We start from the raw sequence: 24,107 nt of genomic DNA, 5'->3' as shown, positions 1-24,107 counted from the left end.
ATGTTTTAGCGTGGCAGGATATCAACTGTAGCTTCAGCGTGGTTGTAGTTTCGTCCAAACTTTTGCAGCTCCGCAGTGACTCTGTGGGTTCCTGCGTTTGGAAGCGTTTTCCGAACCATGACCAGTTTGAACGCAGAAGAGCTGAAAGCATAAACCGGCACTCTGACGGTTTGCCCGTCATTTAAAATTTGTGTATAGTTCAGTGTTCTGCCGTTCAGCGAATCTCTTGTGTTCGCATGGAAGCGGTATGGAAAGTTAAATTCAACATAGCTTGCACCGACAAAAGAGTTCGGTTTGTAAGTGACTTCAATGTCTGAGGTTGTCCACTCTTTGTTGCTGTCAACCGTTTCGACATGAAGCGTCGGAGCGTTTCTGAAAAAAGTGGCGCTCGCTTCCTCCGTCGGAAGAATGAAAGAAAACAATGCTGCTGAAGTTAATAGCCCGACTCCCATCTTACCGATAAATTTACGTTTTAACATGTACTTCCCCCTCCTAATGAATGTTGTTAAAAAAGATGAAAAAGGAAAAAATAAGTTCATCATCTACTATATTCCTTTTCCTATCCCATCAATCTATCACCGTTTACCATTCAAGTAAATATTTTTTGAGGAAAATTCTAAAAACTTTTAAAAAATGCATGATATGTAAAGGGGAATACAGCAGAACGGCTGCCGGCAAATTGATGCCGGCAGGCCGAACATTGATTTAACGAGGAACAATCTCCAAAGTTGTTTCAGCATGGTTGATGTTTTTTCCATTTTGTTGCAGTTCAGCAGTAATTCTGTGAGTCCCTGCATTTGGGAGCGTTTTCCGAACCATCACTAATTTGAACTCAGAAGAGCTTAAAGCATAGACGGGAACTCGGACCGTTTGTCCATCATTTAAAATTTGTGTATAGTCAAGTGTTTTTCCATTTAGTGTATCTCTTGTGCTTGCATGAAAACGGTATGGAAAATGAAATTCAACATAGCTTGAACCGACAAAAGTGTTTGGTTTATAAGTAATTTCGATGTCAGAAGTTGACCACTCTTTATTGCTGTTAATGGTTTTTGCCTCAAGCACAGGCTTCTGAGTCGGGTTATCCGGTTGCGGATAATCCGGCTGCGGTTTTTGAGGCGGCTGCGGCTTAGGCCACGGCTTGAATGGCGGCGGACAAAAGATCGGTCCTCTAAAATGATTTGTTTTCACCTCTTGGGCATTTGCCCCTTGGGTAGGAATGATAAATGAAAACAATGCTGCAGAAGCTAATAGACCAACACTGATTTTGCGAATGAGTTTTCGTTTAAGCATCGATAAGTTCCTCCTAAATGCAATGTTAAAGTTAAAAAGTAGAGGACGTCCTATTATTTTCAAGAAAAGGTAGAAACGAGATCGCGATCAACTATATTCCTTTTCTTGTTTACTTAATCTATCACCATTTACCATCCAAGTAAATATTTTTAGATAAATTTCTAAAAAAATTAGTATAAATTGATAGTTTTTTATCAATTTATAGCCTTTTTTATAAAAAGGAGTCGTATAAAGAACAAAATGGGCAAATATGTATGTTGGGTTGCGGTTCTTTGAGGGGCGTTTTAATATAAAACAAAATGGAATGAGGGGGATGGATAATGAGAGACGTTCAGTTGTTTTTGGCCGGGGATTCAACGGTTTGCGATTATGATAGCGACAGGGCGCCGCGTGCAGGCTGGGGACAGAAAATTGGCGCGTTTTTAAGCGACGGTGTTTTGATCCGCAATGAAGCGGCATCAGGGAGAAGTTCAAAAAGCTTTATTGAAGAAGGCAGGCTGGAGCGAATCATGACACAGATCCGAAGCGGCGATTATTTGTTTGTCCAGTTTGGTCATAACGACCAAAAGCCGGATGATCGCTATACAGAGCCATATACGACTTACAAGCAGCACTTGCGCCGGTATATAGATGACGCCCGGTTAAAAAAAGCCAATCCGGTCCTCATTACACCGGTCCAGAGAAGATCATTTGAAAGCGACGGCCGGTTCAAAAATACCCACGGCGACTATCCTGATGCGATGATACAGCTTGCGGAAGAGCTTCGGGTGCCGCTCATCGATCTCGCCTCCAAAAGCCGTCAATTGCTTGAATCGCTGGGCCCGGAAGCTTCCAAAAAGCTGTTTTTATGGCTTGAACCGGGGGAACAACCCAACTATCCGGACGGAGCCAGGGATGACACCCATTTTTGCGATTTCGGTGCAAATGAGATGGCTAAGCTTGTTGCACAGGGAGCAAAAGAAACGGGAATTCCTTTATAAAACAGTCTACTTGAGAATAATTTTCAATTATTTTTCAAAATTTTTGCACTTCCGATGCCAAACTGTGATACGATCAATCTCGTAAAGATTCTCAAAAGGAGTGCACATCATCTTATGATACGCCGCTTTTTTTCATACTATAAACCTCATAAACGTCTGTTCTTCATCGATTTCAGCAGTGCGATCATCGTCGCAGTGCTTGAGCTGGCTTTTCCCCTAGTCGTTCAGTGGTTCATCGATACGCTGATTCCCGGGGGAGACTGGCTTGAAATTGTCTGGGTAAGCATCGGCCTCTTACTGATTTATTTGCTCAGCACGGGCCTGCAATACATTGTCAATTATCTCGGGCATAAGCTCGGCATCAATATTGAAACGGATATGCGCCAGGAGCTTTTCCAACATGTACAGCGCCAATCTTTCCGATACTTTGACAATACAAAAACTGGACATATCATCAGCCGCATCACAAATGATCTGTTTGATATCGGAGAGCTGGCCCATCACGGACCGGAGGATTTGTTCATCGCCGTGATGACCTTTTTCGGTGCATTTTGGATCATGCTGACGATTAATGTGAAGCTTGCCTTGGTTGCTGTTCTGTTTGTGCCGTTATTGATTATTTTAATCACTTATTCAAATATCAGGATGAACCGCGCTTGGCGCCAGATGTACAGCGAAATCGCCGATGTTAACGCCAGGGTTGAGGACAGCGTCTCAGGCGTTCGCGTCGTTCAATCTTTTACGAATGAGCGCTTTGAGATTTCCCGGTTTTTAAAGAACAATCAAAAGTTCCGCAAGGCGAAGCTGAAAGGCTACAAAACGATGGCTCTCACGACTGCCGGGACCTTTTTGATGACGCGGCTGATGATTCTGGCAGTGCTTGTGTACGGAGCTTGGCTCAGTTTTTCCGGAAATATGTCCTACGGGGAATTCGTCGGGTTTGTTCTTTATGTCAACGTGTTGTTTAAGCCGATTGATAAAATCAGCGCCATTTTGGAGCTTTATCCGAAAGGAATGGCAGGATTTAAGCGGTTTACGGAGTTGATCGATACAAAGCCGCAGATTGTCGACCGCAAAGATGCGATTGATGTTCCGCTGTTGGAAGGAAACATCGTCTTCAAGAATGTGACGTTCGGCTATGAAAAACATAAACCTGTTCTGCAAGGCGTCGATCTGTCAATTACAGCCGGAGAAACGGTCGCTTTTGTCGGCCCTTCGGGAGCGGGCAAAACGACGATCAGCTCGCTGATTCCGCGTTTTTATGATATAGACGGCGGGTCTATCACAATTGACGGCATCGATATTCGCGACATGACAAAACGTTCTCTCCGTTCGCAAATCGGCATCGTCCAGCAGGATGTGTTTCTTTTTACGGGGACGCTCCGCGAAAACATCGCCTACGGAAAACTGGATGCGACAGATGAAGAGATTCAGCGGGCCGCCAAAATGGCGCATTTAGAACAGCTGATCGAGTCGCTCTCGGACGGTTATGAGACCCAAGTCGGCGAAAGAGGGCTGAAGCTGTCAGGGGGCCAAAAGCAAAGGATCGCAATCGCCAGGATGTTTCTTAAAAATCCGCCGATTCTCATATTGGACGAAGCCACATCAGCACTTGACACAGAGACGGAGCAGGTGATTCAAAACGCTTTGACAGAGCTCGCAAAAGACAGGACGACGCTTGTCATTGCTCACAGACTTGCTACGATCCGCAATGCCGACCGGATTGTGGTCGTGACAGAAAACGGAATCGCAGAAGAAGGAACACATGATGAACTGGTTGAGCGCGGCGGTATTTTTGCGAATCTTCATCGTGTACAGTATCAGTCGTAAATGTTTGAAACAGGCAAGCCCATGTTTGGGCTTGTTTTTTTAATGGCAAAAGACCTTGAAAAGAGAGAGAACCGATGCTACACTTTCGTTATAAACTGTCGATATCGGATTTCGATATTGAGTTTCGTTAAAGGGGGTGCGGTATTGGAAGATAAAGTATTGCGAAAGCTATTTCTGGGATTTATTCAAATTCATATTTTGCACCACGCCAGCGAACATCCGATTTTCGGCTTGTGGATGCTTGAGGAATTGAAAGAGCACGGATATAACATCAGTGCGGGAACGCTGTATCCGATCCTTCATTCAATGGAATCTGACGGACTTCTTCGAAAAGAAGAACAGAATGTGGACGGGAAAATCAGAAAATACTACTCAACTACGGAAAAAGGAGTAAGCGTACTGAAGGAAGCAAGGTTGAAAGCATATGAACTGTTTAAAGAAATTAAAGAATAGAGGAGTGAAATGATGACAAAGCATAAAGCGGACAGAAGCTTGAGGTCGCTGCTTGAAATTCTATTCGTTTCAACCAGGCTTGGATTGACATCGTTCGGAGGCCCGATCGCCCATTTGGGATATTTTCATGCCGAATATGTCCGCAAAAGAAAATGGATGGACGAAAAAAACTATGCCGATCTGGTCGCTTTATGCCAGTTCCTGCCCGGCCCTGCCAGCAGCCAGGTGGGGATCGGAATCGGCGTCATGCGAGCCGGCATCATTGGAGGCATCCTAGCGTTCATCGGGTTTACTCTCCCATCTGTCATAGCACTCGTATTATTTGCTATGATTCTGCAAGGCTTCGATATCGGGACAGCCGGCTGGATTCATGGGTTGAAAATCGTAGCCGTAGCCGTAGTCGCCCATGCTGTTTTGGGGATGGCGCAAAAGCTGACACCTGATAAAAGGCGCAAGGCGATCGCGCTGTTTGCTCTAGTCGCCACCCTTCTCTGGCAGACGGCTTTTACACAGGTCGGAGTCATCCTGCTCGCCGCTTTCGCCGGTTATCTCATCTATAAAGAGCAAGTTGAGACAGATGATTCTGTCATGCGATTTCCAGTGTCGCGCCGTTTTGCGGCGGTTTGTCTCAGCTTGTTTTTCGGGCTTCTCATACTGCTACCGATGCTCAGAGAACTGACATCTTCCAGCTGGATTGCCATGTTTGACAGTTTTTACAGGTCGGGTTCTTTAGTCTTCGGCGGAGGGCATGTGGTCCTGCCGTTATTAGAACGGGAATTTGTACCGACGGGCTGGTTAAGCGAAGAGGCATTTTTAGCCGGGTATGGAGCCGCTCAAGCTGTCCCGGGGCCTTTGTTCACATTCGCTGCATATCTTGGTGCGGTGATCAGCGGCTGGCAAGGCGGAATGCTCGCCACAGCGGCGATTTTTCTGCCGGCGTTCCTGCTGATTCTGGGGACGCTGCCCTTCTGGGATACGCTGCGCCGCAATCCTAAAGTGAAAGGCGCTTTAATGGGAGTGAATGCAGCCGTTGTGGGAATATTGATTTCCGCGTTTTATCAGCCGATCTGGACCAGCTCGATATTGGCGCCGGTCGATTTTGCATTCGCCGCGGTTTTATTCAGCCTGCTTGTCTACTGGAAGCTTCCGCCGTGGATCATCGTTGCGGCCGGTGCTGCCGGCGGTGCATTGATGCAATTGCTGTAAATGGAGAAGGCTGCCGACAATTCGGCAGCCTTTTTTCTCGTATTAACGGTGTTCTTTTCCGATTTCGGGAAGCACCGTTTTGGCGATATTTTCGTCCAATTTTTCATAGTCGTAGTATTGAATCGCATCATATAATTCTTCGCGCGTCTGCATGTCATCGAGCACACCCTTTTGCGTGCCTTTTTCGAAAATTTCTGCGAAGACCCGTTCATAAGCTTTTGCGGCAGCGCGCAGGGAGGTTACCGGGTAAATAACCATGCTGCAGCCGAGCATTTGGAATTCGTCAGCCGTGTAATAAGGCGTTTTTCCGAATTCGGTCATATTGGCGAGGAGCGGCGCTTTAATGGATGAGGCCATTTCCTTAAACTCGGCTGCGCTCGTTAATGCTTCCGGAAAGATGGCATCGGCTCCCGCGTCGGCATATAAATTGGCGCGTCTGACGGCGGCTTCCATTCCTTCCGCTGCTTTTGCATCCGTGCGTGCCACAATGACGAGTGAAGGGGCGGTTTCTTTTATCGCTCTAATTTTTGCGATCATGTCTTCTGCCGGGACAAGCGTCTTTCCATTTAAATGTCCGCATTTTTTAGGCAGCTGCTGATCTTCGATTTGAACGGCTGCGACCCGGCTTTCAGCCATTTCGGCCGCCGTGCGCGCCGCATTTAGGACACCGCCGTAGCCGGTGTCGATATCGACCAAAAGCGGAAGATTTGCGGCTCTCACAAGTTCGCTGGCTTTTTCAGCGATTTCCTGGGAATGAATCATTCCGAGGTCAGGGAGTCCGCGGCTTGCCGTGTAGGCTGCCCCGGAGAGGTAGAGCGCTTTGAAGCCGATGTTTTTTGCGGTAATGGCTGCCATCCCGTCATGAACGCCTGGTATTTTCAAAATATCAGGCGCTTTCATCAGCTTTCTGAATGTATTGGCCAGTTCTTCCTGAGTTGATTGTTTCGAGACAATCCACATATTCAAAACCTCCTAAATCACAAACAATTCCATAAAGTCCGGCACAGGTGTACCGCTTAATTGGCGAGGGTCATTCAGCAGGGCGTTGATTCGCTCCGCTTGCCCCGCCGGAAAGCGCGTTTTTAAGTTATTGGTGAATTTTTCTTTTAACAGCGGGATGCCTTCGTTGCGGCGGCGCCGATGACCAATCGGGTATTCGACCGCAATTTTTTCCGATTGTGTGCCGTCTTTGTAAAACACTTGAACAGCGTTGGCGATCGAGCGTTTTTCCGGGTCGAGATAATCGGTAGAATACTGTTTGTTTTCGACTGTGGTCATTTTTTCGCGCAGTCTGTCGATTTCCGGATTTTGCGCGGTTTCGTCTTCGTAATGGTCAGCGGTAATATCGCCGTAGATCAGCCCGATCGCTGTTATATACTGAAGGCAGTGATCACGGTCAGCCGGATTGTGTAATTCTCCCGTTTTGTCGATAATCCGGATGGCCGATTCGTGCGTCGTGATCACGATTTGATCGATGTTATCAAGTCTGTTCTTCACTTCAGGGTGAAGCTTGATCGCGGCTTCAGCAGCCGTTTGTGCGTGGAATTCCGCCGGATACGAAATTTTAAAAAGGACATTTTCGATGACATAAGAGTCGAGCGGTCTGGCGAGCGTCAATTCTTTTCCGCCGAATAAGACATCCTGAAAACCCCACATTGGAGCGGACAAAGCGGTTTTATATCCCATTTCGCCCTTCAAGGTCATCATTGCGAGCCTCACGCCGCGGCTTGTCGCATCACCGGCAGCCCAGGACTTTCGCGAACCGGTATTCGGAGCGTGACGGTACGTCCGCAGGCTTGAATTATCGACCCAGGCTTGGGAGACGGCATTGACAACATCCTGTTTTGTCCCCCCCAATAGTGAGCATGCCACAGCAGTGGAGGCGACTTTTACAAACAGCACATGGTCAAGCCCGTTTCTGTTTAAGCTGTTCTCGAGAGCAAGGACGCCTTGGATTTCATGAGCCTTCACAATTGCCGTTAATACATCGTGAATGGTGAGCGGTTCCTTGCCCGCCGCGAGCCGCTGCCTGCTGACATAGTCAGCGCAGGCTAAAATCGCTCCAAGGTTATCTGACGGGTGGCCCCATTCGGCTGCCAGCCATGTGTCATTATAATCGAGCCAGCGAACCATGCAGCCGATATTGAAGGCTCCGTGAACAGGATCGAGCTCAAATTGCGTTCCCGGGACGCGGGTGCCGTTCGGGACGACGGTACCCGGGGCAATCGGGCCGAGATGTTTGGCGCATTCCGGGTATTTGAGCGCCAAAATGCCGCAGCCCAGTGTATCCATTAAGACGTAGCGGGCGGTTTCAATCGCTTCTTCGCTTGAAATCTTGGCATTTACCGTATAGTCTGCGATCTCTTCCAGCAATTGATCGCAATTTTGGAGCGTTTGACTTTCTGTTTTCATAACATTTATCTCCCTTCTTTCTGAATCAAAGGCGAACTATGGATGAAGATGACGCGGTCCGGTATAGTGAACTCTCGGGCGGAACAGCCTGTTGTCTTCGTGCTGTTCAATGACATGCGCGCTTAGACCGACAGAACGTGCCGCGAAAAATATCGGAGTATAGAGATCGATCGGTATGCCGAGCAGGTAATAGACCGGAGCCGCATAGTAGTCGAGGTTCGGATACAGGCCTTTTTCTTCGCGCATCAGCTTTTCGCCGGCATCGCACATTTCATATAAATCCTGTCGGCCGGTTTTATGAGATAGCGAATAGAGCGCCTTTTTCAACAGGGCTGCGCGCGGGTCCATTTTTCTCATATAGACGCGGTGCCCGAAGCCCATGATTTTTTCTTTTCTGCTTAACTTATGCTCAATCAGCTTGCAGAAGCCCGATTTTGTTTCTCCTTCGAGCAGCATGTACATCACTGCTTCATTCGCGCCGCCGTGCAAATGTCCTTTAAGCGATGCAGCGGCGCCTGTGAAAGCACCGTATATGTCTGTGTTTGTCGATGCGATGACTCTTGCGGCAAATGTGGAGTTCGGCATTTCGTGCTCGCTGTACAGCATTAATGTCTGATCAAAGACGGCTGTTTCTTCCGGAGTCGGTTCTTTTTCCGTCAGCATGTATAAAAAGTTCTGGCTGAATGAAAGCTGTTTATCAGGCGTGATGACATTTTTCTGATGAAGGATGCGGTAGCTGTTGGCGGTAATATTCGGAACCTGTGCGATCAAGCGCAGCGCTTTGCTTCTGTTTGCTGATGGAGACCTGTCATTCAATTCAGGATCATATCCAGCCAAAGCGGAAATCCCGGTTCGGAGCGCATCCATCGGATGGGTGTTATTCGGAAGCGCCTTCAGAATGGTATAGATTCCGCCGGGCAGTTCATACGAATTTTTTATAGCGCTTTCAATTCCTTGCAATTCCATTGGATCAGGCAGTTTATTTTGAAGGAGGAGATAGACGAGGTCCAGATATGTTTTTTGTTCTGCAAGTTCGATTAAATCATAGCCTTTAATGACGATTTGTTCCGCTTCCGTATCTAAGAAGGAAATGTTCGTTTCCCCAGCAATAACGCCTTCTAATCCCGGTTTAAATACACCTTGTTTGCCCATTTTTCCACCTCTTATTCGTTTTTTAACTTTTGTGTCAAAAACGTGCTGTGAGAATGGCATTGGCTGTTCGGCGGATTAGTATGAACGTTCCAGCGTTTCTTCAATGGAACGCAAGCTTCGTTTAATGTGGGAACGCATGGCGGCTTCTGCCAAAACGCTGTTTTTTTCTTTGACGGCATTAAAAATGTCCAAGTGTTCATTGAAAGATACAGACGGTTTGTAGTCAGGATTTTTGTATCCGCTGATTCTGCGATACCGTTCAATCCTGCTTTCAAGCTGATCAAGAAAACGTTTTGCGGTTGCGTTTGTGCTGATGGCGTGCAAGATGGAATGAAATTCTGATCCGTATTTGACCGTATCTGTTTTGCGGCCCTTTACGGCAGCCAGTTTCATCAGTTCGATGCGGTCTTCAAGCTGATGAAGGCTCTCCGGTGTCACCAGCTGTGCGGCTTCGGCAGTGAGCAGTCCTTCAAGCGCTTCCCGAACTTTAAAAACCTCTTTCGCTTCAGCAAGCAAAATCGGGCATACGCGAAGCCGGCCGTTCGGCTGTTTACTGACCAATCCTTCAAGCTCCAGCCGGTAAAGAGCCTGGCGAAGAGGAGTTCTGCTGATGTTTAAACCCTTTGCAAGACTGTCTTCAGCAAGCTGTTCAGAGGGAGGGTATTCAAGTTCGATGATCTTCGTTCTTAATTCATTGTAAGCGTAATCACTTGCAGACTGTCTTTTGACTGGATTTGAAGAGTGCATGAAAAAAGCTTTCGCCTCCTTTTTTCAGAATATAATTATTATTGTATACAATAATACAGATATGTCAATGTCATCCATGAAAGACTGAAAAATAAAATCAATGGGAGATCCTCATCTTAATCAAGGCACCTTCATTTTCTGGCATCCCGTCTGTCGAAAATGGTAAAATATATCACAATCGACAAAGAGGCATTTCGCCTTTGAGCAAAAAGGAGGCCATCCTAAAAATGAATCCAGCTCACGAACCTCTCCCGCTCGAATTTTATAGCAAACCAACAATTGAACTCGCTCAATCCCTGTTAGGCTGTCTTCTTGTCAAGGAAACAGAAGAAGGGACTGCTTCAGGATATATTGTGGAGACAGAGGCTTATAGAGGGCCCGGGGACAGAGCGGCGCACAGCTACGGCAACCGCCGGACGAAACGTACGGAAATCATGTATCATGAAGCCGGCTTGGTCTATACGTACACCATGCACACCCACACACTCATCAATGTTGTAAGCGGAGGAGCCGATGAACCTGAGGCCGTGCTGATCAGAGCGCTTGAACCCCATGAAGGCCTCGCGCTGATGGAGAAACGAAGGAGCGGAAAGAAACCGCGCGATTGGACGAACGGACCGGGAAAGCTGACAAAAGCGCTTTCCATCACGATGAACGATTACGGCAGACCGTTGACATCGCCGCCGCTTTATATCGCAAAAGGATATGAACCTCAGAACATTTTGTGCGGCCCGCGAATTGGAATTGACAACTCTGGAGAAGCGAGGGAATACCCTTGGCGTTTCTGGATAAAAGAAAACCGCTATGTCTCAAGATAGTTAAAAGGTTTGGCTCCCGTTCAACAGGGAAAACAATAAAAAAACAGGAGGGAGTCAAGCTATGAAAAAAGTGTTTAAAAGCGCCGTCAAATGGGCGCCTGTCATCTATCCGATCGCATGGAAAATCATCAAAAGCCGAAGAGAGAAAAAGAATCTGAAAGCCGGGTAACCGGCTTTTTTTCTTGGAGAAAGGCCAAATTGACTTGAAAGCGCAGCCATAATAGAATTTACTTAACTATGAGACAAATTTCACAAAAAGAATGAATATACCTGAGTGTATGGGTTTGGTCTCGGTTCAAGTATCTTAGTGGGAGGGTCTTTTTCTATGCTCAATGCTCGGCTTAAGCTTATCCTCGGCGAATTGATAGGAGCAGAATCACCGTTAACCAGCACATATTTGGCCAATGAGCTAAATGTGACCTCTCGGACGATCAGGTCAGATGTGAAAGAATTAGACCGGCTTCTCTCCAAAAACGGCGCTGCCGTTCAATCGATCAGAGGTGCAGGCTATCGGCTCTCCATCAAGAATGACCGCCTCTTTCGCCAGCTTCTGCAGCACACATTTCATGAAGAGCTTTCTACTCCCGTTTTTCCGAATGAGCGTATTCTCTATTTATTAAAAAGGCTTCTCTTAACTGAGGAGTATGTCAAACTTGAAGATTTAGCCGGTGAGATGTTTATCAGCAAATCGACGGTCCAAAACGATATGAGAGATGTGAAGAAAAGGCTTAAACCTTACGACATCGAACTGGAGATCAAACCGAATTACGGCTTTAAGCTGAAGGGAGATGAGATGAAGCTGCGATCCTGCATCGCAGAGCACCTTTTTCCAAAGCGGGAAACGGATATTGATATTATGAACACCCGGATATCTATCCTCCCAAAAGAAGAGCTGGCTATGATCCGTCAGACGATTTTAGAAAAAATAAGCGAAGATCACATTTCTCTTTCAGATATCGGACTAAACAACCTTCTCATTCACGTCGCCATTGCATGCAAACGTATTCGAAGCGGCAAACATGTTTCTCTTTATTCCAAAGATGTAAAGGAGATTATGAATCATAAAGAATATGAAGTGGCGAAGGAGATTGTCCGCACTCTTGAACAAAAGCTGCAAGTGGCATTTCCGGATAAAGAAACGGCCTACATCGCCATCCATCTGCTTGGCGCGAAAAGGACGGTTATGGCCTCCATTCGCAGCGATGCAATCGAAAATATGATGGATGAAGAGACAGACCGGCTGACGAAATTGATCATGAAAGCCATCGATCAAAAATTTACCCTTGGCATTGGGAATGACAAAGAATTAAAAATCGGTCTCGGTCTTCACCTGAAACCGGCTCTGAATCGCTGCAGATACGGCATGAATATCAGAAATCCGATGCTGGACGCAATTAAAGCCAATTATCCCCTCGCATTTGAAGCCGGGATTCAAGCTGGTGAAGTCATCAAAAAAGAGACGGGATTTGACATTCAGGAAAGCGAGGTCGGCTATCTCGCTCTGCATATCGGCGCAGCCATGGAAAGACGAAACATGAACAGGCCCTCAAAACGCTGCATGATTGTCTGCGCGTCAGGAGCCGGAAGCGCCATGCTGCTTCAAGACAGACTGCGGGCTACATTCGGTTCAAAGCTTGAAATCCTTGGAACAGTTGATTACTACAAGCTGAATCAAATGTCTCTCCATGCACTCGATTTTGTCATCAGCACCATACCGCTGTCCGCTGATCTTCCTATTCCGGTGATTCAAGTTAACGCCATATTGGGAGGGGGAGATTTAACGAAAATAGAACAGGTACTTGCTGAAGATGACGGAATCGCTTCGACCTATACGAAAAAACAGCTCGTCTTTTTGCAGGAAAGTCTGTCTTCCCGAGAGGAGGTCCTCCGCTTTCTGTGCGGAAAAGTGATGCAATCAGGGCTTGCAGACGCTGGGCTTGAAGCCTCCGTCTTTGAACGGGAGGCCGTTGCGCCCACTTGCTTCGGTAATCTGGTTGCAATTCCGCATCCGATGGCACCAAAAACCGATTCGACTTTTTGGGCGGTTTGTACGCTGCAAAAACCGATAGTCTGGGAGAATAAGAGGGTTCAATTCGTTTGCCTTCTTTGCGTGGAAAAGGACAATACAGCAAATTTGCAAGAGATGTACAAATTTTTGGGCCGTGTTTTAGATGACAGGGTCATTGTCCGGGAGCTTCTGAAATGCAAAACGTACGGGGAGTTTATGTCCGTCTTCAAAAAAAGCAGGCCGGCTCATCGATATGCAAAATGAAGATGTCCCCTTGTCTTTTTTCCTCTTCACTGAGGAAAATCATTAAGTGTATATGAAAACGGTTTCATTGTATGATGGAACTGTAAAAGAGATCATACACGATACGTAAAAGGGGGACATATGAACATGAATATCTTACTAGCTTGCGCTGCAGGAATGTCAACGAGTCTGCTTGTGACGAAAATGGAAAAAAGTGCAGAGGAACAAGGCAAAGACTATAAAATCTGGGCCGTTTCCGGAGGAGAGGTTCAGAATCATATCGATAAAGCCGACGTATTGCTTCTTGGCCCGCAAGTCCGTTACATGCTCCCGCAATTAAAAAAATTAGGAGAATCGAAAGGTGTACCCGTCGATGTCATCAATACGGTCCATTACGGAACTTGTAATGGGGCAGAAGTGTTAAAATCCGCCGAACAGCTTGCCGGCTCTTAAAGGAGGCGGCACAAGTGAATAAGTTTAATGCGTTTTTAGAGGAGAAGGTCATGCCGGTTGCCGGCAGAATTGCCGCCCAGCGCCATTTGCAGGCACTCAGAGACGGTATTATTCTGACCATGCCATTAATCATTATCGGATCGCTGTTTCTCATCTTAGCCAATTTGCCGATTCCGGGATATCCGGAATTCATGGCGGGGATTTTCGGCGAGCAATGGGCTGATAAATTAAGCTACCCGGTTAATGTCAGCTTTGACATTATGGCGCTGATCGCAACGTTCGGCATCGCCTACCGGCTGGCCGAAAAATACGACATTGATGCTCTGTCATCAGGTGCCATTGCCGTAGCAGCTTTTCTGCTTGCGACCCCCTACCAGATTCCGTTCACACCGGAAGGCGCAACAGAGGAAATTTTAGTGTCGGGCGGCATCCCGATTTCATTAATGGGAAGCAAAGGTCTGTTTGTCGGCATGCTGATTGCAATGTTCTCGACTGAGGTTTACCGCTGGGTCGTTCAAAAGGATATTGTCGTCAAAATGCCGGACGGCGTACCGCCGGCTGTCAGCAAATCATTTATCGCTCTGATTCCGGGATTCGCCGTTATCGGCTCGATTTGGGGGGCGCGCCTTTTAATTGAGATGACGCCGTTTGGAAGCCTCCATAATGTCGTCAACGTACTTTTAGGCACACCTCTATCCATCCTTGGAGGCAGTCTCGGCGGAAGCCTTATAGCCGAAACTGTGAAAATGCTGCTGTGGTCCTGCGGCCTTCACGGAGCAAACATTGTCGGCGGAGTGATGTCGCCGATCTGGTACGGTGCGATGGACGAAAACCGTCTCGCTTTCCAAGCCGGTGAAGCGCTCCCAAACATATTTACGACACAGTTTTTTGAGATTTGGGTTAACATCGGCGGAAGCGGTGCCACTTTGGCTTTGGTCATTACGATGTTTGTTAGAGCGCGAAGCAAACAGATGAAACAGCTCGGCAGATTAGCCATCGGTCCCGCTATTTTTAACATCAACGAACCGATTATTTTCGGCATGCCGATCGTCATGAATCCGATGCTGCTGATTCCGTTCATCGTGTCGCCGCTGTTAATGTTAACGGCCACCTATATTGGAATGAGTACAGGTCTTGTCGCAAAGCCGGCTGGGATTGCGGTGCCGTGGACAATGCCGCCCGGCTTTTCCGGATATTTAGCAACAGGAGGGAAAATTTCCGGAGCGGTCATGCAGTTGATTAATCTGTTGATTTCGTTTGTCGTATACTATCCGTTCTTTAGAATGTGGGATCTACAAAAGCTGAGAGAAGAGAGCGAACTGGAGGCCGGAACGGCCGTAAGCGACGGTCAACAGGCCAGTGTATAGAAAAGGGGTGCCAAGATGTCCGAGGAATTGGAACGAACGATATTTCAAATTATCCTTCACGGAGGAAACGGCAGGAGCTTTTGCATGGAAGCGATAGCCGAAGCCAAAAAGGGAGATTTCGCCGCTGCAAAAGAAAAGATCCGGGCGGCTGACGAAGAACTGATCAAGGCGCATCATTTTCAGACAGCTTTGATTCAAAATGAAGCGAAGGGGGCGAAAACCGAACCCTCACTTCTCATGATTCATGCCCAAGATCATTTAATGAATGCGATGACCATGAAAGATTTGGCCGCGGAGATTGTCGAGCTGTATGAAAAAATGAATGTCCACGGAGGTGTCAATTGATGAAAAAAGGATTGAAAATCGTAACAATTGGCGGAGGTTCTAGTTATACGCCCGAGCTTGTCGAGGGATTAATCAAACGGCATGACCAACTTCCGGTCAGCGAGCTCTGGCTCGTCGATATACCGGAAGGGGAAGAAAAACTCAATATCGTCGGCACGCTGGCGAAGCGAATGGTCGAAAAAGCGGGCGTCCCGATCGAAGTCCATCTGACGCTCGACCGCAGGGACGCTTTAAAAGACGCTGATTTTGTCACGACGCAATTCCGTGTCGGTTTGCTCGAAGCGAGGGCAAAAGATGAACGAATTCCATTAAAATACGGGGTGATCGGACAGGAAACAAATGGACCGGGCGGTCTTTTCAAGGGGCTCCGCACCATTCCGGTCATCCTTGAGATTGCAAAAGACATCGAAGAACTGTGCCCTGACGCGTGGCTTGTCAACTTTACCAACCCGGCAGGCATGGTGACTGAAGCACTGCTCCGCTACTCTAATTTGAAAAAAGTCGTCGGGCTCTGCAATGTGCCGATCGGCATGAAGATGGGGGTTGCAAAAGCGCTTGATGTTGATGAAAGCCGCATAAACATTCAATTTGCCGGATTAAATCATATGGTGTTCGGACTCGACGTTTTCCTGGACGGCGTCAGCGTCAAAGACAAAGTGATCGAAGCGATGGCAGATCCCGAAAATGCGATGACGATGAAAAACATTTCCGGAGAATCGTGGGAACCTGACTTTATCCGGGGGCTCGGCCTGATTCCGTGCGGCTACCACCGCTACTACTACAAAACGCAGGAGATGCTTGAACATGAACTGGAGGCTTCAAAAACGGAAGGGACGCGTGCAGAGGTCGTTCAGCAAGTTGAAAAGGAATTGTTTGAGCTGTATAAAGATCCGGAGCTGGCGATCAAACCGCCCCAGCTTGAAAAGCGCGGCGGCGCATATTATAGTGATGCCGCCTGCAACTTGATCAGCTCGATTTATAATGATAAGCACGATATTCAGCCTGTCAACACGATGAATAACGGAGCGATCGCAAGCATTCCGGATGACTCCGCAGTGGAAGTCAACTGTGTCATGACGAAAAACGGGCCGAAACCGATCGCGGTCGGAGATTTGCCTGTCACCGTGAGGGGCCTTGTCCAGCAAATCAAATCATTCGAACGCGTTGCGGCTGAAGCGGCTGTTACAGGTGATTACAACACCGCGCTTGTCGCCATGACAATCAACCCGCTCGTTCCGTCCGACAAGATTGCGAAACAAATACTGGACGAAATGCTTGAAGCGCATAAAGAGCATCTTCCGCAGTTTTTTAGATCTGTAGAAGCATAGGAATAAAATTGAGGTTCCGGTGTGTCAGCCGGAACCTTTTAATAAGATATAGGCGCCGCCGTGTCCGAATGGCCCGGCGAAACAGCGGCCGTCCCATTCATGCCTACATATTTGCGCTTGCTTCTTTTTCTTTGACCAGATCTGACTGCCGGGCTTTGGCAAGCTGAGTGAATATGAGGATGCCGATGCCCGCAATGATTTCGATGAAGCCGCCGATTGCGATCACGCTTCCCGCCCCAAGCGTTTTTGCGGCATATCCACAGGCAATTGCTCCTAAAGGAAGCGATAGATTTGTGATCATATGGATGACTGCGAACACTTGAGGCTGGTCATCCCCTTCGACAGATGTCTGGATAATCGTGAATTCGGGGACATTGATCGAACTGATGGCTGCTCCGAATGCAAAGGCTGCGAGAAATACGAGCGGCAGGAAAGTATTCAGTCCAGCGATAAAATAAGCCGCACCTTCAAGAATGCCTGCCGTGATGAAAAGGAGTCCGTACCTGTTGATTTTTACTTTTGCAAGGATAAAACCAAGTAAAAATGCTCCTCCTGCCGTCGTAGCCTTCAGCAGCGAGTGGATGAACGGCGTTCCGTTTAAATCCTCTGCAACATATACCGCAGAAAGGGCTTCCCAGGGTGAAGCCGCCAGGTTCATGAAGATGCAGTAAATCGCCAGCGGATATAATATTTTGTGGTTTTTCACCAATGTAAATCCTCTTTTTAATCTCGCAAAATATGTACCTCTTTGAGCAAGAGACTTAGATTGTGATTGATTCCGGGTGATGGTGTATTTGATGCAAAGCACGAATAGGCCCGATATGATATAAAAGATAAATGAAAAGACCAAAGTCGTTGCAGGACCGATAAAAGTCAGCAGCACACCGCACAATGTAACGGCTCCCAGCCTGATGATTTCTGAAGAAGACTGGAGAATCGCGTTGGCTTTTTGGATGAGATTTTCGTTCACGATCTGCGGAATCAGCGTAATCGACGCCGGGTTATAAGTCGCACCTGTTGCCGAATGGATGATCATGAGCCCTAAAACAAACCACATCGGTGAAAAGCCGTTTAAGTAGCAAATCGGTATTGTAATGACGACGGCTGCTCTTGTTAAATCCGAAAAATACATCCAGAATTTCAGGGCGCTTCTTTTGACTAAAGGCCCTGTAACTGGCGCCAAAAAGGCTTCGGGGAGGAAAGTGACGGCAAGAAGCAGGGAGGTGCCGATTGCACCTTTTCCGTCAAAAATTAAGAACCATAAAATAGAGTTGAAGGCAAAACAGTCAGCCGAGATTTTGATTAGCCTGGAGATGAAAAGGAACGTGTAATTCTTTTCCCAGACGCTCAATTTTGTTTGATCCATTGTTCAGCGTCCTTTCTTGATTTGCATGTTACATGAGAACGGATAATCTCTCCTTTCCGGTGTGGTTATTGATAATTTTAACATAAAATATATAAAATGGAATCGTTTTGTGCGGGGGATTGACTAGGCGGAATGAAAAAGAGGGGCGAGCGGTGTGAAACAGAGCCTGCCGCCGGTACATTTCGCGATAAGGGTGCAAGCCCTCTTTTTTGCAAAAGAGAGCTTAAACCGCTTAGCAGGATTGGCTGACTTTATCAACTTCAACTGTCCAGCCGAATGTGTCAGGCAAAGCGCCTTTTTGAATACCGGTGATCGTTTGGTAGAGCCTTTTGGCGATTTCGCCTGTTTGTCCGCTGTTGATCACAAGGCTTTCGTTTTTCCAGATCAGCTCGCCGACCGGGGAAATGACAGCGGCGGTTCCGGTGCCGAACGCTTCTTCAAGCAGACCGTCTTTGTGAGCCTGAACCAGTTCATCAACTGAAATTTTCCTTTCGGTTACGGAAAGTCCCCATTGTTTTAATAGATGAATGACGGAATTTCTCGTAATGCCTTCCAAAATACTTCCGTTTAGAGCCGGAGTGACAATTTCACCGCTGATTTTGAAGAAGATGTTCATGCTGCCTACTTCTTCAATGTATTTCTTTTCTACTCCGTCAAGCCAAAGTACTTGCGAGAAGCCTTTGCTTTCCGCCACTTCCTGAGCCTTCAGGCTCGCCGCGTAGTTGCCGGCCGTTTTCGCATTGCCTGTACCGCCTGCCACAGCACGGACAAATTCGCTTTCAACGGCAATTTTCACAGGGTGGATGCCTTCTTTGTAATAAGATCCGACCGGCGATAAAATGATCAGCATTTTATACATATTGGACGGGGCGACGCCGAGGTACGGTTCCGTTGAAATAATGAACGGACGGATATAAAGGGATGTCCCCTCAGCTTGAGGAATCCACTCTTTGTCGATCTGAACCAGCTGCTTCAGCCCTTCCAGAACGGTGTCAGGATCAACCCGCGGAATGCAGAGGCGGTCGTTGGATTTATTGAGCCTCTCGACGTTTTTTTCAGGTCTGAACAGAAGAACGCTGCCTTCGCTTGATAAGTAAGCTTTTAACCCTTCAAAAACGGACTGCCCGTAGTGGTAAACCATTGCAGCCGGGTCCATTTCAATCGGCTGATAAGGAACGATTCTCGGATCGTGCCAGCCGTTTTCAGCCGTATAGTCCATGATAAACATGTGGTCGGTAAAGGTCCGGCCGAATTCGAGCCGGTCAGCCTCTGGCTTTTGCTTTTTTGCTGTACTGAGCTGTACGCTGATCGTTTGTTTTGTCATATTCATTCTCCCTGCCGTTTCTAGTCTTTTTCCAAAAAATATTTATCTTCTATTTTAAACCTTCTCTTGATAATCGCAATAGATTTCAGAGAAATTTGTAAAATAGAATTTTTGGAAACTTTAAAAATTTAATTCGGACAAAAAAAGGACTCCCCATGGGGGAATCCTTTTTTATGATGACTTTTTATAAAAGGATTCGATCTCCTGATCGACGTAAACCCAGCCTTTCCAGCCAAGGTGGAGCGTATCTTTCAAGAAGTATGGATCATATTCATGATTCGTTAAATCAGCAACTTGAAAGCCTTCTTGTTCGATTTCTTTTTTAATCTTTTTATAGAAATCTGTCCGGCCTTTTTTAGGGAAGCCGGTATAGTCGTAAAACTTGCCGTGGACCGGAACCGAGATGAACAGCGGTTCTGCGCCGGATTCTTTCAGAACATCCATCATGAGATGAAAATCGTGGAACTCGACTGACTCGGCATAGTTCATCTTTTTATTGTGGCCTTTAAGCTTTTTCAGCTTCGGCTTCAATTTCTTATAAACGCCGTTTGAAATTTTAAACTCATTGTTGCGGGATTCTTTGGCGCCGACCTTTTCGGCCATCTGCTTTAATTCATCCCACGATTTGTTTTTTACATCCTGGGAAATGGTCCGCTTCGGTCCGTTTCCTTCAACCATGGAATAGTAGATGTCCTTTTTCTCCAGAATGCTCCGGTAAGCTTTTGCCGGCGGCGTCAGAAGGGACAGCGCCACTTTGTCCTGATCGAGCTCGGCTTTAAAAAGGGCTGAAAGCAGAGCGTCGTTTGTAACTGCATGAAATTTAAGCATGCGTTTGATCATTTTTTTCTTCAGCTCGGGATCGACATTTTGATTGAACACAAGATCGTATGCCTGCAAAGCCGAGAAGTTCGGCGCAAAGTGGGATTCGTCCGAGCCGTCTTTTTGAAACCACTGCGGAGAAATAATGAAAACGATTTTCTTGCCCTTTAATTGACCAGACTGCGCCGCAAAGTTGATTGCATGAATCAAGGACTGTGAACCGCCTTTCCCGACCAGGTAAGGCGTGAACCCTTGGTTGTTTACTTTAAAATAGTTAGACGGATGAAAGGCATCTAACCGGGACAATTCCGATGATCCGTAAATCGGCAGATATTTCGGATCTTCAAGCGCTTTGCCTTGAAGATACATACCCTGGAACATCATCGGGTTTATTTCTGTAGCTGAAGTTTCGACACGATCTTTAGGAACCAGTTTTGCCAGCCATGTATTTGGAATCAAGATCGCGGTGAAAAAAAGTAAAAATGCCAAGATGATTGGCCCGAATAAAAAACGCTTTTTCATTATCTCAACTCATTCAGCTGCTTTATGATTTGATTTGGCGTGTTCCATGCATCCCGGTCAAACTCTGTAATCGGCACTGTGATGTTAAAGTGGCTTTCGAATGCAAGCAGCAATTCCACCGTGCCGAAGGAATCGAGGATTCCCTCTTCGAAAATATCAATATCCGGATTTTCCTTTACGATATCGTCCTGACATACCTCTGCTAAAACTGAAAGTACTTCTTGATTAAAATCCATTATGAAAATCTCCTTTTAGTGTATTAGTTTCCCTGAGAAAATTAAAAATCCAAAACATACGAAGTGGAAGGTCACCACGACTGAGACGGCTGTCGTCCACTTATTGTTCGGCCACCACTTGTATTTCTTATTCCATTTTTCAAAGAAGTTAAAGCCGACCATGAGCAGCGCGTGATACAGCCCGTAGACGATGTACTGAGGGGCAAGGCCGTGCCAGACACCCATCAGAAGGAACAGCAGCACATATCCGATATTGGAAACAGCCATCCGGTTTGTGATCCATTTTTTCTTCGTCATCCAAAGGACAAAGCGCATGAACACGTAGTCTCTGAACCAGAATGAAAGCGACATATGCCAGCGGTTCCAGAAATCTTTAATATTGCGGCTGATGAACGGCTTATTAAAGTTTTCAGGGGATTTGATTCCCATGATATAGCTGACGCCGACCGCAAAAGCAGTGTAGCCGGCAAAATCAAAAAACAGATAAAGGCTGTACGCATACATGTATGCCAAGCCATGCGAGATGCTGCCGGAAGTCAAAAACGGCAGTTTCATAATGACATACGTATTAATACAATAGCCGATAATGAATTTATATAAAAAGCCGAGAAAGATTTTATTGATTCCTTTGTAAAGCAGTTCTTCGTATTGCTCCTTCGTCCATACCGTCTGATCGTCTTTTTCAAAACGGCGGTACCTGTCGATCGGACCTGACGAGATGGTCGGGAAAAAGAGAATAAAGTAAAGCAGTCTGCTGATTGGGAGCTGCTTTTTAATGAGACCGTCGCGGGTTTCAATGATGAGCTGAACCCCTTTAAAAGTTAAATACGAGATACCGAGAAATGTTGCCCAGTTGTCAACGGCGAAAAACGGCAGCAGCTTTGACAGTGCCAGAGGCAGGATAGAAGCTGCTGCAGCGAGACAAAATACGATGCCGCTGTTCGCTTTGAGACGGTAAGCGATATAGCCTTTGATCAGAACCATCTGCCAAAGCGTAAACAGGCACAGCATGATCAGCCCGTGCAGGCTGTTTGAAAAAATAAGCGCCAGAACCAGAACGGAAACCGCCATGTTATATAAGCGGAAGCTTTTTCCGTTCAGTCCGAGAATGATGGTCGGCGCCAGTAAAATTCCTAATATGATGAAGAAAAGAAATGAACCATAGGGTGTCATACGGTTACCTCTTCTTTTAATCTCTTGCGGTCAATTTTACCGTTTGCTGTCATCGGAATCTCTTTTTGATACATGAATTTTCTCGGAATCATATATGCAGGCAGCTTGCTGCCCAAATCTTTCTTAATCGCGCTGGTTAACTGGTATTCCTTTTCGAAATCGTGTTCGGCAGGCACGATCATGGCGATCAGATACTCGATTTTCTCCTCGCGGTAGTATGGAATAACGACCGCCGACTGCACGTATCGGGACTGATTGATTTGGTATTCGATCTCTTCAAGCTCAATCCGGTAGCCATGCAGTTTGATTTGGAAATCGAGTCTTCCGAGGAAGAACAGCTGGCCGTTTTCTTTGTACCCTGCGTCACCGGTGCGATAAGCAGGGGCGCCGTTGTAAGAGAAAAACGCTTTTTCCGTCAGCGCTTTTTCGCCTAAATAGCCTTTGCTGACGCTGGCTCCGGTAATAATGATCTCGCCTTTTTCCCCTTCTTGGACGGCTTTTCCGTCTTCATCGATGATCACGATCTCGGTTTCCGGCTTTTCAGAACCGACGGGAAGAGAAGAATACTTGTTTAATACGTCGTCTGTTACTTCGATGGAAGTGACGGCAACAGTCGCTTCGGTCGGGCCGTATGTGTTAAAAACACGAGCCTTCGGAAATCTCTCTTTAAGTTGTCTGGCGACTGACGCGGGAAGCGTTTCTCCGCAGAACATAAACAAGCTCAGTTCAGGAAGCAGCTCTTCAGAATAAGACGGATCCATCAAGCACATTTGTGCGAATGAAGGCGTTGATGTCCAGACGTTGACGTTGGATTGTTTCAGCGCTTCAAACAACAGTTTCGGCCGGTTAATCATATCTTTCGTAACCGTCCATAATGTGCCTCCGGACTGCAGGCACGGATAAAGGTCCATCACCGATAAATCAAAGGAAAACGGGGCTTGATTTAAGAACACTTGGCCGCTTTCCACCGGAAAGTCATTCGTGATCCAATCTGTGAAGCTCTGAAGATTGGCGGCTGAGATTTGCACGCCTTTTGGATTTCCCGTGCTTCCGGATGTGTAGATAATGTAAAAGGTATCTTCACCGTGAACCCAGCGTCCGGGATATGTCTCCGGCACCCCGTCTCCTTCAAGAACGCCCGGTTCCACAACGGAAATGAGGGCATCTCCCGTGTCAACCGAAGTGCCTGAGTTATTGAGTATAAGCTCGGCTTTTGAGCTGTTGATGATTTTCAGAATCCGGTCTGCCGGAATCGATACGTCAACTGGAATGTACGGATGGCCGGCTTTCACGCAAGCCAGGAAAGAAACCGCCATGACCGGTTTCATATGTCCGTAGACAATGATCGGAGAAGCCTCTGTTAATGCTTCGCTTTGAATCCGCGCGGCAAGGCGCTCAGATTGTGACCAAAGCTCTCCGTATGTCAGCTTTTCTTCTTCATTCACAAAAGCAAGGGTATCGGGTTGTGTTTGCGCGTATTTTTTAATAGTTTCTATCAGTTTCATTGTTTTTTTCTCCATTAAAAGTCATTATAAATATATGAACCTGTATTTGCTGTGTGGAATCCGTAAATTAAAAACAGCAGTACGAGAATAAGAAAGTAATAGGAAGTGTTGAGCAGCCACTTCATTGTTGTTTTTTCATACAACATTTTTAGCTTATTTAACATTGATCTTTTCCTTTCCGTTATTGAATTGCCTTAACAACAGTATAAGACGAAAATGTTGTATAAAAGTTTCATTTGTGGGAGAGTTTTATTTCTGAGCGTTGTCAGCTCAGAGCCTATCCTATTATAAACATTTTTTGTTATTGTGGAAATAACTTCTTTTTAAATCACAAAAAAACAGGCTCATATGAAAAGCGGAGCGCTTTTCGATATGAACCTGCAGTTTGTCGGAAGTGCGTGAAGGAATTAATACTTTACAAAAGCGGAACCCACAATGATCAGCAAAATAAATAATACAACGATCAAAGCGAAGCTATTAGAGTATGACATATTCTCACCTCCGAAAAGTGGTAATACAGAATATGAATG

Annotated in this window: 24 protein-coding genes; 10 read left to right on the top strand and 14 right to left on the bottom strand. The window is 46.6% G+C overall.

From position 1 onward, the window contains the following. Nucleotides 1-5 precede the first annotated feature (5 nt). On the bottom strand, nucleotides 6-479 hold the full coding sequence (gene bslB / locus M1D67_RS20995; protein ID WP_023856950.1) for a biofilm surface layer hydrophobin BslB: 474 nt from the start codon (nucleotides 477-479) through the stop codon (nucleotides 6-8). A 226-nt stretch (nucleotides 480-705) separates the two neighbouring features. Then, nucleotides 706-1,290: a biofilm surface layer hydrophobin BslB gene (bslB, locus tag M1D67_RS20990; RefSeq protein ID WP_025810587.1), complete on the bottom strand. Its 585-nt coding sequence runs from the start codon at nucleotides 1,288-1,290 to the stop codon at nucleotides 706-708. Between the two features lie 317 nt (nucleotides 1,291-1,607). Here bslB (M1D67_RS20990) and M1D67_RS20985 point away from each other — a divergent pair, with 317 nt between their 5' ends. The 4 genes from M1D67_RS20985 to M1D67_RS20970 all read left to right on the top strand — a co-directional run bounded on the left by M1D67_RS20985 (nucleotide 1,608) and on the right by M1D67_RS20970 (nucleotide 5,759). Further along, a complete protein-coding gene (locus tag M1D67_RS20985; RefSeq protein WP_479831854.1) occupies nucleotides 1,608-2,270 on the top strand; it encodes a rhamnogalacturonan acetylesterase in 663 nt (220 codons plus the stop codon). 114 nt (nucleotides 2,271-2,384) lie between these two features. After that, nucleotides 2,385-4,100, top strand: coding sequence for an ABC transporter ATP-binding protein (locus M1D67_RS20980; RefSeq protein ID WP_096748383.1), 1,716 nt, complete (start codon nucleotides 2,385-2,387; stop codon nucleotides 4,098-4,100). A gap of 144 nt (nucleotides 4,101-4,244) precedes the next feature. Continuing rightward, nucleotides 4,245-4,553: a PadR family transcriptional regulator gene (locus M1D67_RS20975; protein WP_026580302.1), complete on the top strand. Its 309-nt coding sequence runs from the start codon at nucleotides 4,245-4,247 to the stop codon at nucleotides 4,551-4,553. A 12-nt stretch (nucleotides 4,554-4,565) separates the two neighbouring features. Further along, entirely contained in the window at nucleotides 4,566-5,759 is a 1,194-nt protein-coding gene (locus M1D67_RS20970; protein WP_146875322.1) for a chromate transporter, read from the top strand. Between the two features lie 42 nt (nucleotides 5,760-5,801). On the opposite strand, the gene prpB is transcribed toward M1D67_RS20970, so the two are convergent. From prpB to M1D67_RS20950, 4 genes are all read right to left on the bottom strand, one after another. After that, nucleotides 5,802-6,719 (bottom strand): methylisocitrate lyase, encoded by a 918-nt coding sequence (gene prpB / locus M1D67_RS20965; RefSeq protein WP_026580301.1) that lies wholly within the window; start codon nucleotides 6,717-6,719, stop codon nucleotides 5,802-5,804. Between the two features lie 12 nt (nucleotides 6,720-6,731). After that, entirely contained in the window at nucleotides 6,732-8,171 is a 1,440-nt protein-coding gene (locus M1D67_RS20960; protein ID WP_144498531.1) for a bifunctional 2-methylcitrate dehydratase/aconitate hydratase, read from the bottom strand. Between the two features lie 36 nt (nucleotides 8,172-8,207). Further along, nucleotides 8,208-9,323, bottom strand: a complete 1,116-nt coding sequence (mmgD, locus tag M1D67_RS20955) for a citrate synthase (RefSeq protein WP_026580299.1) — start codon at nucleotides 9,321-9,323, stop codon at nucleotides 8,208-8,210. A gap of 75 nt (nucleotides 9,324-9,398) precedes the next feature. After that, nucleotides 9,399-10,070 carry a GntR family transcriptional regulator gene (locus M1D67_RS20950; RefSeq protein WP_479831489.1) on the bottom strand — a complete coding sequence of 224 codons (672 nt, stop codon included), beginning with the start codon at nucleotides 10,068-10,070 and terminating at the stop codon, nucleotides 9,399-9,401. A 227-nt stretch (nucleotides 10,071-10,297) separates the two neighbouring features. Here M1D67_RS20950 and M1D67_RS20945 point away from each other — a divergent pair, with 227 nt between their 5' ends. The 6 genes from M1D67_RS20945 (at nucleotide 10,298) to licH (ending at nucleotide 16,632) form a co-directional block, all read left to right on the top strand. Beyond that, a complete protein-coding gene (locus M1D67_RS20945; RefSeq protein ID WP_195257883.1) occupies nucleotides 10,298-10,888 on the top strand; it encodes a DNA-3-methyladenine glycosylase in 591 nt (196 codons plus the stop codon). Between the two features lie 325 nt (nucleotides 10,889-11,213). Continuing rightward, nucleotides 11,214-13,160: a BglG family transcription antiterminator gene (locus tag M1D67_RS20940; protein WP_020453405.1), complete on the top strand. Its 1,947-nt coding sequence runs from the start codon at nucleotides 11,214-11,216 to the stop codon at nucleotides 13,158-13,160. A 126-nt stretch (nucleotides 13,161-13,286) separates the two neighbouring features. Next, on the top strand, nucleotides 13,287-13,592 hold the full coding sequence (gene licB, locus M1D67_RS20935; protein ID WP_003186297.1) for a PTS lichenan transporter subunit IIB: 306 nt from the start codon (nucleotides 13,287-13,289) through the stop codon (nucleotides 13,590-13,592). A gap of 14 nt (nucleotides 13,593-13,606) precedes the next feature. Continuing rightward, entirely contained in the window at nucleotides 13,607-14,959 is a 1,353-nt protein-coding gene (celB, locus tag M1D67_RS20930) for a PTS cellobiose transporter subunit IIC (RefSeq protein WP_020453403.1), read from the top strand. A 15-nt stretch (nucleotides 14,960-14,974) separates the two neighbouring features. Next, entirely contained in the window at nucleotides 14,975-15,304 is a 330-nt protein-coding gene (locus tag M1D67_RS20925; RefSeq protein ID WP_020453402.1) for a PTS lactose/cellobiose transporter subunit IIA, read from the top strand. Next, nucleotides 15,304-16,632, top strand: a complete 1,329-nt coding sequence (licH, locus tag M1D67_RS20920; RefSeq protein ID WP_224146308.1) for a 6-phospho-beta-glucosidase LicH — start codon at nucleotides 15,304-15,306, stop codon at nucleotides 16,630-16,632. The genes M1D67_RS20925 and licH overlap by 1 nt, the downstream gene beginning before the upstream one ends. 103 nt (nucleotides 16,633-16,735) lie before the next feature. On the opposite strand, the gene M1D67_RS20915 is transcribed toward licH, so the two are convergent. From M1D67_RS20915 to M1D67_RS20880, 8 genes are all read right to left on the bottom strand, one after another. Further along, a complete protein-coding gene (locus M1D67_RS20915) occupies nucleotides 16,736-17,998 on the bottom strand; it encodes an MFS transporter (RefSeq protein WP_065644419.1) in 1,263 nt (420 codons plus the stop codon). 232 nt (nucleotides 17,999-18,230) lie between these two features. Further along, nucleotides 18,231-19,322 carry a branched-chain amino acid aminotransferase gene (locus M1D67_RS20910; protein WP_020453399.1) on the bottom strand — a complete coding sequence of 364 codons (1,092 nt, stop codon included), beginning with the start codon at nucleotides 19,320-19,322 and terminating at the stop codon, nucleotides 18,231-18,233. Between the two features lie 171 nt (nucleotides 19,323-19,493). Continuing rightward, the gene (gene dltD / locus M1D67_RS20905) at nucleotides 19,494-20,663 is read right to left on the bottom strand and encodes a D-alanyl-lipoteichoic acid biosynthesis protein DltD (protein ID WP_479831488.1); all 1,170 of its coding nucleotides are present in this window, start codon (nucleotides 20,661-20,663) and stop codon (nucleotides 19,494-19,496) included. Continuing rightward, entirely contained in the window at nucleotides 20,663-20,899 is a 237-nt protein-coding gene (gene dltC / locus M1D67_RS20900) for a D-alanine--poly(phosphoribitol) ligase subunit 2 (RefSeq protein ID WP_003186284.1), read from the bottom strand. The genes dltD and dltC overlap by 1 nt, the downstream gene beginning before the upstream one ends. Before the next feature lie 15 nt (nucleotides 20,900-20,914). Then, on the bottom strand, nucleotides 20,915-22,072 hold the full coding sequence (dltB, locus tag M1D67_RS20895) for a D-alanyl-lipoteichoic acid biosynthesis protein DltB (RefSeq protein ID WP_023856957.1): 1,158 nt from the start codon (nucleotides 22,070-22,072) through the stop codon (nucleotides 20,915-20,917). Next, nucleotides 22,069-23,577 (bottom strand): D-alanine--poly(phosphoribitol) ligase subunit DltA, encoded by a 1,509-nt coding sequence (gene dltA / locus M1D67_RS20890; RefSeq protein ID WP_479831487.1) that lies wholly within the window; start codon nucleotides 23,575-23,577, stop codon nucleotides 22,069-22,071. Before dltA ends, dltB begins: the two co-directional genes overlap by 4 nt. A gap of 14 nt (nucleotides 23,578-23,591) precedes the next feature. Continuing rightward, nucleotides 23,592-23,741, bottom strand: a complete 150-nt coding sequence (locus tag M1D67_RS20885) for a teichoic acid D-Ala incorporation-associated protein DltX (protein WP_023856959.1) — start codon at nucleotides 23,739-23,741, stop codon at nucleotides 23,592-23,594. A gap of 243 nt (nucleotides 23,742-23,984) precedes the next feature. Continuing rightward, nucleotides 23,985-24,068, bottom strand: a complete 84-nt coding sequence (locus M1D67_RS20880) for a YjcZ family sporulation protein (RefSeq protein WP_016885663.1) — start codon at nucleotides 24,066-24,068, stop codon at nucleotides 23,985-23,987. Nucleotides 24,069-24,107 lie beyond the last annotated feature (39 nt).

Source organism: Bacillus sp. PK6-025 (assembly GCF_056530265.1).
This window is presented reverse-complemented; position numbering and strand designations above follow the sequence as displayed.